The following is a 13678-nucleotide window of genomic DNA, read 5'->3' on the forward strand; positions in this document are numbered from 1 at the left end:
GGTGGGGCCAGCGGGGCTCGAACCCGCGACCAGCGGATTATGAGTCCGCGGCTCTGACCAACTGAGCTATAGCCCCCCGCACGCGCCGGGAACGTCACCGGCACGCGCCGCGCCATCGTAACAGGGCGTCGGCCGACGGCGAGGCGGCCGGACCTCACCGGCCGTCGTCGGGCCACCAGACGGCCCGGACGTCGGCCAGACCGTCGACGACGACGGACGGCGTCGCAGCCCATGACCTGACCAGTCGCCCCGGAGCCTCGTACGCGGGATGACCCGGGTCCCCGCCGGCGACAAAGTCGGCCCAGGAGGCGTGCATCGCCTCCACGAGATGGGTGGGCGCTGGCGCGCCCAGGTAGCGTTCCACGTTCTCCGCGTGCGGGGCCGACCAGAAGAACGGCAGGTCGGCGCAGTGCCTCGGCCCCCGGCCGTCCGCCCAACGGAAGTCGTAGACCCACGTCGGGTCCCCCGCCGACACCCTCGTCTCGGCCGCCCGGGCGACGGTGGAGTGGATCGCGGCCGCGTCGATCACGGAGCCGACGCTGCGTCTGAGCGACCGACCGGTGGACTGCCTGGCCAGCGCCCTGAGCCCCTCCCTCGGCAACTGCTGCGACAGCGCCATCATCGCCGCGCCGGGGACCAGTGCGGGCCCGGGGAGCGTGTCGGCGATCGCCTCGAACTCCGCGGCGGTGGACCCGATGAGCAACGGCAGAGCCGTGGCGGCGCCGCCGGCGACCGACTCGAGGGGCGGGACCGGCAACGTCTCCCCGCCGACGACCGGCCGGAACGGCAGGGTGAATTGGTTGTCGCGGCGCAGACGCCGGTGGAACTCGTCCACGGCGCCACGTCCCCCGGCCGCCAACTTCTCGGCGGTGACCCCCTTCGGCGCCGGGGTGGCGGGAGCCCGCAGGATCGCGGGCGAGGCGGCGATCGCACCGTGGAACAACCCCGCCGCCGGCGGCGACCCGAGCAGGCACAGCACCGCTCCCCCGCCCGCGGACTGCCCCGAGACCGTGACGCGGCCGGGGTCCCCGCCGAAGGCTCGGATCTCGTCCCGGACCCATTCCAGCGCCGCGATCCAGTCGAGCAGCCCCCGGTTGTCCGGGGCATCGGGGAAGGGGGTGAAGCCCTCTACGCCGAGCCGGTATCCCACCGAGACCACGACGATCCCCCGGCGGGCGAAGGAGGAGCCGTCGAACCACGGTTGGTGGGACGATCCGGACTCCCAGCCACCTCCGTGAATCCACACCATCACCGGGTGGCCGCGGCCCTCCGCCGGGGCCCACACGTCCACGTGCAGGATGTCGGTGCCCGCGACGATCGGTTCGGGGATCGCGGGGTCGGGATCAAAGCGCAGGCGTTGGGCGGTGGCCGCGGGCCTGGTCGCGTCACGGACCCCGGACCACGGACGGCGCGAAACCGGCGCGGCGAAGCGCAGATCCCCCACCGGGTCCTCGGCATAGGGGATGCCGTAGAACCGGACGACGTCTCCGAGGTCGGTGCCGCGCACGCCACCCGTGGTCAGGGTGGCGTGGATCCCGGTCAAGCGCGGCAACGCGGCGGCGCGGATCTCACTCGGCGACCCCCGAACCGACGCCAGATCCCCCTGCCAGCTCCAAGAGCGATCCACTGGAACCGGCCTCCGATCCGACGCCGCCCGCGGATCCCGAGCTTCCCGACGGCCCGCACAGGGACCCGAGGGAACCCGACACCGACCCCGCCGAACCGTCCGATCCCGCCGAGCCCGACCCGCCGTCTCCGCAGAGGATGCCGAGCGAGCCGGATCCCAACGACCCTGTCTCCGGTTCCTCCCTGACGTCGACGACCACCGGACCGGCCTCGGAAGGCCCATACGGAGTGTCCGACGACTCATCCGACACCGGGTCCGGGGTGAATACCGCGGTGATGACGCGCTCACCCACATCGGGGAACGAGAACGGGAGGACGGCCACACCGTGGCCGTCGACGACGACGACGCGCACAGGCGAGCCGATGGGCTCACCGTTGGCGAAGAACTGCACCGCCCCGGTGGCCTCGGGAGGATCGACGCGCACCTCGAGAGTCACGGCCGACCCCGGCTCCGCGGTCGACGGCGCGGTCAGGGTGGAGGTCGTCTCAGCCTGGCACCCGGACACCGAGGTCCCCAGAAGCGCGAACGTGCCTGTGGCCGAATCGAAGCCCTTGTCCGCCGACTGAGGTCCGAGCGTCACCTGGTAGGTGACGGTGTGGGTGTCGGACGCCCGGTTCGGCAGCAGTGCCTGCTCGAGGAGATTCACCGTCCGTGTGGTCGTGATCGGCTCCCGATTGTTCTCGTACGTCGCACCCGGGAAGGTCGGAGAAAGGGGCGCCGAGTTCTGCACCCCGGGCCGCCCGACAACCCGGGAGATGTCATACGCCACGCCATTGAGGGAGAACCGGGATCGAACCGTCTGCCCCGTCTGGCTCCAGATTCCGGGCTTACCCTGCAGGGCGGTCGGATCCTCGCCGTCCACGGCGAAATCCACCACGTAAAACGAATTGGTCCTGTTGACGATCGTGAAGTGGAGTTGACACTGGTCATCGCCGTACGCGCTGAACTGGACCGGTCCCTGGTCCCATCCCGCCGCGGAGGCGACGGGAGTGGACACGAGGACCGCCTGACCGGCCACTGCGAGCGCACCGAGGATGGCCAGCCCGGCCCGTGGAACGTGTCGCATGGGATCTCCTGAGAAGTCGTCAACCACGATCTCGACCGGAGCAACACGGACTCCCGGGCGAGGGCCCCCACCTACTCGGACCGTCGTGAGTGTCCCACCGCCGGCACGACAGGACAATCATCGCGCGACCACTATCAGGTGATGCTTAGACGAAAGGCCGGGTCCGGAAGAGATCTTCCGGACCCGGCCTGGCTGCTCCCCCATCTGGACTCGAACCAGAAACCCTTCGATTAACAGTCGAATGCTCTGCCAATTGAGCTATGGGGGATCACGTCCGGTGTCCGACGATCACGCCCGACACCGAGAACCCACCTTAGTGCGAGAGCGCCACCGGACCAAATCGGCAGGTCAGGCGATGTCCGGCGTGGCCCCCACCGCCTGCTCGAGGAGTCCGCGTCGGTACTCCTCCAGCGCCACCAGGTCGCCGAACAGCGCCGAGTACCCCGCGGGATCCCCTGCCGGACTCATCCGCTGCACCTTGGACTTGAGGTCGGCGATCTGGCCGGAGACCCACACCTCCTGCAGCCGCGCGAGCACGCCGGAGACGTAGCGGGGCAGCGCATCCTCCGCCACCCGGAGGGTCTCCACGGCGAGGAGACCCACCAGCCTGCGGAGACCGTCGTCCTCCAGCCTCCCCGACACCTCGGACACCCAGTTCGCGCCGCTCTTGCCCGCCACGCACCCCCCGGCCTCCGACAGGGCGTCGGCGATGGCCGCGTACGCGGGGTGGGTGTAGCACTCGCCGGGGAGCGAGTCGAAGAGCGGACCGGCCAGGCCCGGGTACTGCAGGGCGGCCTTCAGCGCCTCCCGCTGGGGCCACAGCACCGGGTCTGCCGCCCCCGGCAGCGGAACGCCCGTCGGGGCCGCGGGTGCCTGCTGTCGGTGGTGGCCGCCCGCCTCGTCGTCGTGGCTCCGGTCGTCACGCTCGCCGCGATCCCACCCCGCGCGCGATCCGCCTCCCCCGGGGCCGCCCGGGGCTCGACGGCGCAGACCGGGACCGGGGCCCGCCGATCGTGCGCGGCCCTTCTTGCGCGCCTCCTCGCGGACGCGCCGCAGCACGGTCCCGGGATCGTCCCACCCGACCCAGCCCGCGAGCTGGCGGGCGTACTCGTCACGCAGGGTCGAATCGCGGATGTCCGCGACCACCGGGACGGCGCGGCGCAGCGCCTCCACGCGGCCCTCGGCGTGCTCGAGGTCGTAGTCCTCGAGCATCGAGCGGATGGCGAACTCGAACATCGGCACGCGCGCGGACACCAGGTCGCGGACGGCCGCGTCGCCCTTGTTCTGCCGGAGGTCGCAGGGGTCCTGGCCGGCCGGGGCGACCGCCACGAACGTGCGTCCGGAGAACTGCTGGTCCCCCGAGAACGCGCGGAGCGCCGCCTTCTTGCCGGCCTCGTCGCCGTCGAAGGTGTAGACGATCTCCCCGCGGAAGTAGTTGTCGTCCAGCATCAGGCGCCGGAGCGTGGACAGGTGATCCTCGCCGAACGCCGTGCCGCACGCGGCCACCGCGGTCGTCACCCCGGCGGCGTGCATGGCCATGACATCCGTATAGCCCTCGACCACGACCGCGCGACGTTGGGCGGCGATCTCCCGCTTGGCCATGTCGAGGCCGAACAGGACCTGCGACTTCTTGTAGAGCATCGTCTCGGGCGTGTTCATGTACTTGCCCAGCGTGTCGTCCTCGTGGAGCTTGCGCGCGCCGAAGCCGATCACCTCCCCCGCCAGGTTGCGGATGGGCCACAGCAGGCGGCGGTGGAACCGGTCGATCAGCGTCCCCCGCGAACTCGTCTTGGACAGCCCCGCCGCCTCCAGCTCCTTGGGCTCGAACCCCTGCCGCATGAGGTGCTTGCTCATCGTGTCCCAGCCCGTCGGCGCATAGCCGCAGCCGAAGAGCTCGGCCTGGGACATGTCGAATCCGCGATCGGTGAGGAACGTCCGTGCGATCTCGGCCTCGTCGTCCCGGTGCAGACGCTCGGCGTAGAACTTCTGGGCGGCGGCGTTGGCCTGGACCAGGCGCGAGCGGGTTCCGCGATCGCGCTGGATCACCTGCCCGCCGCCCTCGTAGTTGATGCGGTAGCCGATGCGGTCCGCCAGCTGCTCCACCGCCTCGACGAAGCTGATGTGTTCCATCTTCATGAGGAACGCGAAGACGTCGCCGCCCTCACCCGTGGAGAAGCAGTGGAAGTACCCGTGCTGGGGCCGCACGTGGAACGACGGCGTCTTCTCGTCCTTGAACGGCGACAGCCCCTTGAGCGAGTCCGCGCCGCCCGGTTTGAGAGCGACGTACTCGCCGACGATCTCCTCGATGCGGGTGCGCTCGCGGATCGCGGCGATGTCCTGCTCCGGAATCCGCCCTGCCATGGCGACCAGAGTAGCCGCCCCCGCCGCAGACCGGCGTGCCCCCTGTGACGGGCCGTTACGCTTGCCGCATGATCGTCGACTCACACCGCCCCGCCGCCGCCGGGCGTCCACGGTCCCGGGCCGCCACGGCCGTCGTCCTCCTGCTCGCGTTCCTCGTGTCCCTCGCCGCGTGGGTGGCCCCGTCCGCGTCCGCCGAACAGCCGAGCCGGCTGCAGCAGCAGGTCACCGATACCGCCGGGGTCCTGGGCGGCGACACGGCCGAGGTGGAGAGCCGGCTGGCCGAGCTGCGTGCAGCCGATCAGATCCAACTGTGGGTGACGTTCGTCGACACACTGGACGGAATCCCCGTCCAGCAGTGGGCCGAGCGGACCCGCGTGAAGTCCGACCTGGGGGCCTCCGACGCCCTGCTCGTGGTGGCCGTGCAGGACGGGGCCTACTGGTTCGAGTTCGACGACCCCTCGGCCTCGCCCTCCGCCGACCAGCAGACCGCTCAGCGCATCGCGGACCGGGACATCGAACCGCGCCTGGCAGCGGGTGACTGGTCCGGCGCCGCGATGGGTGCCGCGGACGGCCTCGCGCGACAGGGGTCGGGGTCCGGCCCGTCCGCGGGCGTCCTGCTCGCGATCATCGCGGCGATCGTCGCCGTCGTCGCGGTGGTGGTGCTGGTGACCCGGAGGCGTCGGACCGCGCGCACGGCCCGACAGACCGAGGACGCTCGCGACATCCCGGGCGACGACACCGCCCGCTTGTCCGCGCTCCCGGTGGACGTCCTCGACTCACGGGCACGCGCCGGCCTCGTCGACGCCGACCAGGCGGTCGATGCGTCCACGACCGCCCTCGAGACCGCGACCGGCGAGTTCGGCGAGCTCCGTACCCGGCCGTTCCGGTCCGCCCTGGACTCCGCGCGGGCCGACGTCGCGGCAGCGCACTCCCTGGTCCAGCGGCTCGACGACGACATCCCGGAGACCCCCGACCAGCGCCGGGCGATGCTGCTCGAGGTGGCCGGGCGCGCCGAGCGTGCCGAACGGGCGCTCGAGGGTCAGTCCCGGGCCTTTGCCGAGATGCGCGACCTGCTGATCAACGGCGACGCCGCCGTGGACGCCCTCACCCGGCGGGCGGTCGCGTTGCGTGCCCGGATCCCCGTGGCGGAGCGGTCCCTGGCCGAGCTGCGGTCACGCTTCCCCGCGGCCGTCCTCAGCTCGATCGAGGACAACCTGCCCCTGACCGCCCGGCTCCTGGACGCCGCTGAGGCGGACACCGCGCGGGCCCGCTCCGCCCTCGCCCGCCCGGTGGGCGAGCAGGCGGAGGCCGTGGACGCGATCACCGCCGCCGAGGGCGAGCTGGTTCGCGCCGAGAAGCTGGTCGACGGGGTGGACCACGCGGCCGACGACATCGCCACCGCCCGCCGCGACCTCGACGCCCTGGTCGCCGAGGTCGAGCAGGAGCTGGCGATGGCCTCTCGCCTCCTCGGGTCCACGGACGTCGGCAGCGCCACCAGCCGCGGTCTGACCGGCGCCGCCACCGCGGCGCGCGACGCCGTGGAGGCCGCCCGCCGTGGCGGCGAGACGGACCCGCTGGGCACCTTATCCCGCCTGGTGGACGCGGACCGCGACCTCGACCGGGCGCTCGCCGCGGCCGGCCACGAGGCCGAGACCGTGGGTCGCGCCCGGGCCGCCCGCCAGGCCGCCATCACCCGGGCCCGCGGCGCGGTGCGGGAGGCCCACGACTTCATCGGCAGCCGCTCGTACGTGATCGGCCAGACCGCCCGCACCCGGCTCGCCGCGGCCGAGGAGTCGTTGGCCACGGCCGAGGCCACCGCCGGGCCGGCGGCCTTCCCCGCCGCCGACCGGGCCCTCGCGCTGGCCCGCGAAGCCCTGAGGCGCGCGCAGGACGACGCCTCCCGCCCCCAGTTCACCGGGAGCTATGGCGGTCGCGGTGGCCGTCGCGGCCCCGACACCGGCGCCATGGTCGGGGGCATGATCGCCGGCGCGCTGATCCAGGGCATGCTCCGCGGCGGCGGGTCGAGCTTCGGATCCTCCCGTGGCTTCGGTGGTGGCTTCGGCGGCGGCGGGTTCGGCGGCGGCGGGTTCGGCGGCGGCGGCGCCGGCGGGCGGTTCTGAGCGCCATGACGCGGCGCCGGAAAGTCCTCCTCGCGATCCTCGTGATCCTCGTCCTGGTGGTGGCCGCCGTGGTGGCCGCGGGCATTCGTTTCCGCCCGCTCCTGCTCACCGGCACCGGGTACGCCGCGCACAACGCGTGCGCGGTCCACTTCCTCGCCGGCCGAGACGACCCGGGGACCGATCTGCCACCCAACCCGCTCGTGCCGCTCCTGCGGACCGAGGTCGACGACTCCGACGGGTCGGCGCGCTCGTCCGTCCTGGGCGTGGCCTTCACCCGGACGGCGTGGGCGTCCGAGTACGGCTGCGCGGTGGGCGACCACCGCGCGGAGGGCTCGGAGCACACCTCGCTCGTCCGCCCACCGGAGGGCGGCGGGACCGGGATCGCGCTCCCCGCGGCCACCGACTCCCCGGCCGAGGTCCGATCCGCGCTCGCCGAGGCGGCACGGGCGGAGGGGACGCGCGGCCTCGTCGTCGTCCATCGGGGCGAGCTCCTCGGGGAGTGGTACGCCGACGGCTTCGGCCCCGACACCCGCCAGCTCGGCTGGTCAATGGCCAAGAGCGTGGCGGCCACCCTGGTCGGCCGGGCGCAGGTCGAGTTCCCGGACGCCGACCTGGACCCGGCGGGCACCGCCCTGCTGCCGGAGTGGACCGATCAGCGATCGCGGATCTCCCTCGACGACCTGCTCCGCATGACCTCCGGCCTGGAGTGGGACGAGGAGTACGAGCTGGGCACCCCCATCACGCGGATGCTCTTCTCCGAACCCGACATGGCCGCCTTCGCCGCCGCGCAACCGCCCGCGCACGAGCCCGGGACCGTCCGCCAGTACTCCTCCGGCACGACCAACATCCTGTGCGACCTCCTCCACGACCGGACCGGCCTCGGTCCCGACATCGCGGACCGCCTCCTTTTCCGGCCGATCGGGATGCGCAGCGCGGTCCTCGAGGCCGACGCCTCCGGCGGGTCCGTGTGCAGCTCCTACCTGTGGGCGACGCCGCGGGACTGGGCCCGGTTCGGGCAGTTCACGCTGGATGACGGCGAGGTGGGCGGCCGCCGCCTGCTGCCCGCGGGATGGATGGCCTACGCGACCAGTGTCGTCCCGGCCGCCGGGGAGCCGGAGCCGTACGGTGCGCAGTGGTGGGTCAACGACGCCGGGGACGGCACCCCGCTGCGGTTCCCCGCGTTACCGGCCGACGCCTACTGGGCCTCCGGCCACGACGGGCAGTACGTCGTGGTGGTGCCGTCGACCGACCTCGTGGTGGTGCGGATGGGCTTCTCCCCCGGTGGGTCGATCGACTCGCTCGGGGTCGACACCCTGGTCGGGGGTCTCGCCCGCGAGCTGGGTTGATCGGGCTGCGGGCTTGATCGGGCCGGGTCAGCCCCACGCGGCCTGGATGCCGGCGCTGGCGCGGTCGATCCGCTCGAGCCTGCTCTCGGTGTACAGGGCCACCTGGTCCACGATCACGCGCATCCGTGCGGCGTCGTCCGGGGCCGCGTCCCACAGCGGGCGCAGCACCGGGTCCAGCCCCGCCGGCGCAGAGTGGGCGAGGAACTCGGCCACCCGGTGGATCCGGTCGCGCTGCCGATCCTGCCTCAGCCGGTGCCCCGGATCGCTCATGACGTACCGGACGGCCATGGTCTTGAGCATCACCACCTCGGCCTCCACCTCCACCGGCACCTCGAGGTCGGCGCTGTACCGCCCGTGCGGGGCCGACCCGTGCGCCTCGCGGGTGGCGTGGATGGCCGGCATGACGAAGCGCCCGACCAGCTCGCTGGTGAGGGACTTGAGCGCGACCAGTCCGGAGAAGGTCTCCTCGAAGGGCTGGAGGGCCCGGACCACGTCGAGCGCGCCCAGCCGGGCGGCCGCCTCGCGGAGGTGGTCCGCGTCGGGGCCGCGGAACTCCCGGGCGCCCAGCTCGGCGAGCGCCGAGACCTCGGACGGGTCGGTCAGGGAGCGCAGGTCCAACCGGCCGGCGACGATCGCGTCCTCGACGTCGTGCACCGAGTAGGCCACGTCGTCGGAGAAGTCCATGATCTGCGCCTCCAGGCAGCGCGTGTCCCCGGGCGCGCCCCGGCGAATCCAGGCGAGCGTGTCCGCGTCCTCGGGGTAGGCGCCGAACTTGGTGGTGCCCTCGCGCGGCAACCAGGGGTACTTGGTCGCGGCGTCGAGCGCGGCCCTGGTGAGGTTGAGACCCACCCCGTTGCCGGCGGCGTCCACGACCTTCGGCTCGAGCCGGGAGAGGATCCGCACCGTCTGGGCGTTGCCCTCGTATCCCCCGAAGGACCGGGCGACCTCGTCCAGTGCGCGCTCACCGTTGTGGCCGTAGGGCGGGTGGCCGATGTCGTGGCTCAGGCCGGCCAGGTCGGCGAGGTCGGGGTCGCAGCCCAACCCGGCGGCGATGCTCCGGGAGATCTGGGCCACCTCGAGCGAATGGGTGAGCCGGGTCCGCGGAGTGTCGCCGTCGCCGGGCCCCACCACCTGTGTCTTGTCGGCGAGCCTGCGCAGTGCCGCGGAGTGCAGGACCCGGGCGCGGTCGCGCTCGAAGGGGCTGCGTTCGCTGGCGGATCCCGGCGGTCGGCCGCGCCCCTCGGACACCCGCCGCTCGCCGTCCGCCTCCGTGTACGCGTAGCCCGTCATCGAGGTCCCCTCCGGGCGATCGCTCGCCCCGTCGTCATCCATCCCGTCCTTCCCCGCCCCGACCACCGGCCCCGGTCAGCCGGGGAAGTCCACGTCGGTCCCGACGATCCGGTGGTACTGGTACCACAGCACCGCACCGGTCTCCCGGACGATGCTCGCGATCTGGTTCTCCCGGGTCCACACCGCGGGGCCGTGCCGGGTGGGCGAGGTCCACGCGTCCAGGCCGGCGTCCTCGGCCATCATCCGCGCCCGGTAGGAGTGGGTGGGGTCGCTGACCAGGACCACCGACCGGCCGCCCTGGTCACGCACCGTGAGGGCGACCGCCTCGAGGCTGCCGATCGTGTTCGATCCCGTCTCGACCGCCACGATCACCTCCGGCGGCACGCCCAGTTCCGTGAGGTAGGCGCGTCCGGAGCCCGCCTCGGTGAAGCGGTCACCCGGCTGGCTTCCCCCGACGGTGATGACCTGCGGCGCGACCCCCTGCTCGTACAGGTCGGCCGCGTGCTCCAGGCGCGCCTGGAACACCGGGGTGGGGACGCCGTCGTACTGGGCCGCCCCCAGGACGACGATCGCGTCCGCGGGGGTGCGGTCGTCCACCCTCGCCACGTGCCACACGCGGAAGGAGATGAAGGCGGGCACCACCAGGCACAACAGCAGCGCGGTGACCAGGAACCACCCCAGGGCCCTGGACACCGCGCGCAGCGGGGACCGGGATCTACTCACCCGACCAGTGTGCCAGCGCCGGGGTCAGCAGCCGATGAGGCGCTGCGCCAGGTAGCCCTCCACCTGGTCGATCGCCACCCGCTCCTGGGCCATGGTGTCCCGCTCCCGGATCGTCACGGCCTGGTCCTCGAGGGTGTCGAAGTCCACCGTGATGCAGAACGGGGTGCCGATCTCGTCGTGGCGGCGGTAGCGGCGGCCGATGGCCTGCGCGTCGTCGAAGTCCACGTTCCAGCTCTTGCGCAGCTGCGCGGCCAGGTCCCGCGCCTTGGGCGAGAGGTCGGCGTTGCGTGAGAGCGGCAACACGGCGGCCTTGAACGGCGCCAGGCGCCGGTCGAGCTTGAGCACCGTGCGGGTGTCGACGCCGCCCTTGGCGTTGGGGGCCTGGTCCTCGGTGTAGGCGTCCACGAGGAACGCCATCAGCGACCGGGTGAGGCCGAAGCTCGGCTCGATGACGTACGGGATGTACTTCTCGCCCGAGGCCTGGTCGAAGTACTGCAGGTCCTCTCCCGAATGGGTCTGGTGCTGCGTGAGGTCGTAGTCGGTGCGGTTGGCGACGCCCATGAGCTCGCCCCACTCGTTGCCCTGGAACCCGAAGCGGTACTCGAAGTCGATGGTGCCGGCCGAGTAGTGGGCCCGCTCGTCGTCGGGGACGTCGAAGCGGCGCAGGTTCGCGGGGTCGATGCCCAGGTCTGTGAACCAGTTCCAGCAGTCCTCCACCCAGCTTCTGAAGTACGCGTCGGCCTCGTCGGGCGTGACGAAGTACTCGATCTCCATCTGCTCGAACTCGCGGGTGCGGAAGATGAAGTTGCCGGGCGTGATCTCGTTGCGGAACGCCTTGCCGATCTGGCCGATGCCGAACGGCGGCTTGCGCCGGGCGGTGGTCATGACGTTCTTGTAGTTGACGAAGATGCCCTGGGCGGTCTCGGGGCGCAGGTAGTGCAGGCCCGTCTCGTTGTCCACGGGGCCGAGGTAGGTCTTCATCAGGCCGGAGAACAGCTGCGGCTCGGTCCACTGCCCCTTGTTCCCGCAGTTCGGGCACGCGATGTCGGACATCGGCGCGTCGGTCGGGGAGTCCAGCTTCTTCTTGGCCGCGTAGGCCTCCTGCAGGTGGTCCTGACGTAGGCGCGTGTGGCAGTTCAGGCACTCGATCAGCGGGTCGGTGAACGTCTCGACGTGGCCGGAGGCCTCCCACACCTTGCGGGGCAGGATGATCGACGAGTCCAGGCCCACGACGTCCTCGCGGCCGGTGACGAAGGTCCGCCACCACTGCTTCTTGATGTTGTCCTTGAGCTCGACGCCCAGCGGGCCGTAGTCCCACGCCGAGCGGGTCCCGCCGTAGATCTCGCCGCACTGGTACACCAGTCCCCGGCGCTTGCAGAGGTTGACGACGGAGTCGATGACGGACGCTGAGGATGCCACGTCGGGGGTTCTCCCTTTGTGAGTCGGTTGGCGGAGGCGTCGGGGTGGACGACCTCGGCGCGGGCCGGCGCCCGCAGCACTTCTCACCAGGGTATCCGGTCGCCCCCGATGGTCTGGGATACTGGGGCCCCTACCCGCCACCGCGTCGGCGGCCGGCACGCACGAAGAGGTGGTGAGATGGCATCCGGATCGGGGCACCCGACCGACCACGAGTCGCTCGTGGACGTGCACGACCCGGGCCGCCACGCCGCCCCCGTGCCCCTTCCCCCCCAGCGTGTGGTCTCCGCGGCCGGGGAGCTCCTCCGAGCGCTCTCCGCGCCGTTGCGGATCGCGATCGTGCTGCAGTTGCGGGAGGGCCCCCGCTGCGTGCACGAGCTGGTCGACGCCCTGGGGGTCACCCAGCCGCTGGTGAGTCAGCACTTGCGCGTGCTGAGGTCCTCGAAGGTCGTGTCGGCTCACCGACAGGGCCGGGAGATCCGCTACGAGCTGCTCGACGACCACCTGGTGCACATCGTGGAGGCGGCCGTCGGGCACGCCGGGGAGGAGTAGGAGATGCCCACCCCGGACAAGGCGATCGGCGTGCGGTCGACACGGCAGCGCAGCGCGATCTCCGCGCTCCTCGACGAGTCGAAGGGATTCCGCTCCGCCCAGGACCTCCACGCCGAGCTGCGCGAGCGCGGTGACACCATCGGCCTCACCACCGTCTACCGGACCCTGCAGTCGATGGCCGACGCCGGCGCGGTCGACGTGCTCCGGACGGACTCCGGCGAGCTGATCTTCCGCAAGTGCTCCGACTCCCACCACCACCACCTGGTCTGCCGGGTGTGCGGGTTCACCGTGGAGGTCGAGGAACCGGGCGTCGAGGTGTGGGCGCACCGCGCCGGCGGGGCGCACGGGTTCACCGAGGTCACCCACACCGTCGAGCTGTTCGGCCTGTGCTCGGCGTGCGCGGCCGACCCGGACTGACCCGCGGGTCAGGCGCCGGCGACCCCGCCGAAGCGACGGTCGCGCTCCGCGTACTCCAGGCAGGCCGCCCACAGGTCACGGCGGTCGAAGTCGGGGAACAGCTTGTCCTGGAACACCAACTCCGCGTAGGCGGACTGCCACAGCAGGAAGTTGGACGTGCGCATCTCCCCGGACGGCCGCAGGAACAGGTCGACGTCGGGCATGTCCGGCTCGTCGAGGTAGTCGGCGAAGCCCTCCTCCGTGAGATCGTCCGGCGAGACCTCCCCCGCCGCGACCTGGCGCGCGAAGTCCCGGGCGGCGTCCACGATCTCGGCCCGGCCGCCGTAGTTCACGCACATCGCGAGCGTCATGACCGTGTTGTCCCTGGTGAGGTCCTCCGCCTCCTCCAGCTCGGCGATCACCGATCTCCACAACCTCGGTCGCCGACCGGCCCAGCGGACCCGCACGCCCAGCGCGTGCATCTCGTCCCGCCGCCGGCGCAACACGTCCCGGTTGAAGCCCATGAGGAAGCGCACCTCCTCCGGGCTGCGTTTCCAGTTCTCGGTGGAGAACGCGTACGCGGACAGGTACGGGACCCCGATCTCGATGCAGCCCTGGACCACGTCCATGAGCACGGCCTCGCCCCGCTTGTGCCCCTCGGTCCGGGGCAGTCCCCGCTCCTGGGCCCACCGGCCGTTGCCGTCCATCACCAGCGCGACGTGGCGGGGGACGAACCCCGCCGGGAAGGCGGGGGGCCCCCCCCCCCCCCGGGGGGGGGGGG

General features: G+C 72.3%; 11 protein-coding genes and 2 tRNA genes. 4 read left to right on the forward strand and 9 right to left on the reverse strand.

Annotated features, from left to right (window positions below; translation table 11 throughout):
- Window positions 1–2: 2 nt before the first annotated feature.
- From Q0444_RS08150 to dnaG, 5 genes are all read right to left on the reverse strand, one after another.
- Window positions 3–76: transfer RNA gene (locus Q0444_RS08150), tRNA-Ile, on the reverse strand.
- Window positions 77–154: 78 nt separating this feature from the next.
- Complete coding sequence (locus Q0444_RS08155; RefSeq protein WP_367179749.1) at window positions 155–1552, reverse strand: carboxylesterase/lipase family protein; 1398 nt, start codon at window positions 1550–1552, stop codon at window positions 155–157.
- A 16-nt stretch (window positions 1553–1568) separates the two neighbouring features.
- Window positions 1569–2693, reverse strand: coding sequence for an Ig-like domain-containing protein (locus Q0444_RS08160; RefSeq protein ID WP_291082020.1), 1125 nt, complete (start codon window positions 2691–2693; stop codon window positions 1569–1571).
- A 195-nt stretch (window positions 2694–2888) separates the two neighbouring features.
- Window positions 2889–2961, reverse strand: a tRNA-Asn gene (locus Q0444_RS08165).
- 80 nt (window positions 2962–3041) lie between these two features.
- On the reverse strand, window positions 3042–5054 hold the full coding sequence (gene dnaG, locus Q0444_RS08170) for a DNA primase (RefSeq protein WP_291082018.1): 2013 nt from the start codon (window positions 5052–5054) through the stop codon (window positions 3042–3044).
- Between the two features lie 68 nt (window positions 5055–5122).
- Here dnaG and Q0444_RS08175 point away from each other — a divergent pair, with 68 nt between their 5' ends.
- Window positions 5123–7174: a TPM domain-containing protein gene (locus Q0444_RS08175; RefSeq protein WP_299022844.1), complete on the forward strand. Its 2052-nt coding sequence runs from the start codon at window positions 5123–5125 to the stop codon at window positions 7172–7174.
- A 5-nt stretch (window positions 7175–7179) separates the two neighbouring features.
- Entirely contained in the window at window positions 7180–8520 is a 1341-nt protein-coding gene (locus Q0444_RS08180; protein ID WP_299022849.1) for a serine hydrolase, read from the forward strand.
- A 27-nt stretch (window positions 8521–8547) separates the two neighbouring features.
- Here the strand turns inward: Q0444_RS08180 and Q0444_RS08185 are convergent, their stop codons facing one another.
- From Q0444_RS08185 to Q0444_RS08195, 3 genes are all read right to left on the reverse strand, one after another.
- Window positions 8548–9810 carry a deoxyguanosinetriphosphate triphosphohydrolase gene (locus Q0444_RS08185; RefSeq protein ID WP_291082028.1) on the reverse strand — a complete coding sequence of 421 codons (1263 nt, stop codon included), beginning with the start codon at window positions 9808–9810 and terminating at the stop codon, window positions 8548–8550.
- A gap of 75 nt (window positions 9811–9885) precedes the next feature.
- On the reverse strand, window positions 9886–10503 hold the full coding sequence (locus Q0444_RS08190) for a YdcF family protein (protein WP_291082026.1): 618 nt from the start codon (window positions 10501–10503) through the stop codon (window positions 9886–9888).
- Window positions 10504–10557: 54 nt separating this feature from the next.
- Window positions 10558–11952 carry a glycine--tRNA ligase gene (locus Q0444_RS08195; protein WP_299022852.1) on the reverse strand — a complete coding sequence of 465 codons (1395 nt, stop codon included), beginning with the start codon at window positions 11950–11952 and terminating at the stop codon, window positions 10558–10560.
- 177 nt (window positions 11953–12129) lie between these two features.
- Here Q0444_RS08195 and Q0444_RS08200 point away from each other — a divergent pair, with 177 nt between their 5' ends.
- Both Q0444_RS08200 and Q0444_RS08205 read left to right on the forward strand, forming a co-directional pair.
- Window positions 12130–12501: a helix-turn-helix transcriptional regulator gene (locus Q0444_RS08200; protein ID WP_291082010.1), complete on the forward strand. Its 372-nt coding sequence runs from the start codon at window positions 12130–12132 to the stop codon at window positions 12499–12501.
- A gap of 3 nt (window positions 12502–12504) precedes the next feature.
- On the forward strand, window positions 12505–12918 hold the full coding sequence (locus Q0444_RS08205; protein WP_291082008.1) for a Fur family transcriptional regulator: 414 nt from the start codon (window positions 12505–12507) through the stop codon (window positions 12916–12918).
- An 8-nt stretch (window positions 12919–12926) separates the two neighbouring features.
- Here the strand turns inward: Q0444_RS08205 and Q0444_RS08210 are convergent.
- A partial coding sequence (locus tag Q0444_RS08210; protein ID WP_299022857.1) for an isoprenyl transferase occupies window positions 12927–13678 on the reverse strand: 752 nt, incomplete at its 5' end.

It is taken from the genome of uncultured Dietzia sp. (assembly GCF_937873725.1).
Taxonomy (GTDB): domain Bacteria; phylum Actinomycetota; class Actinomycetes; order Mycobacteriales; family Mycobacteriaceae; genus Dietzia.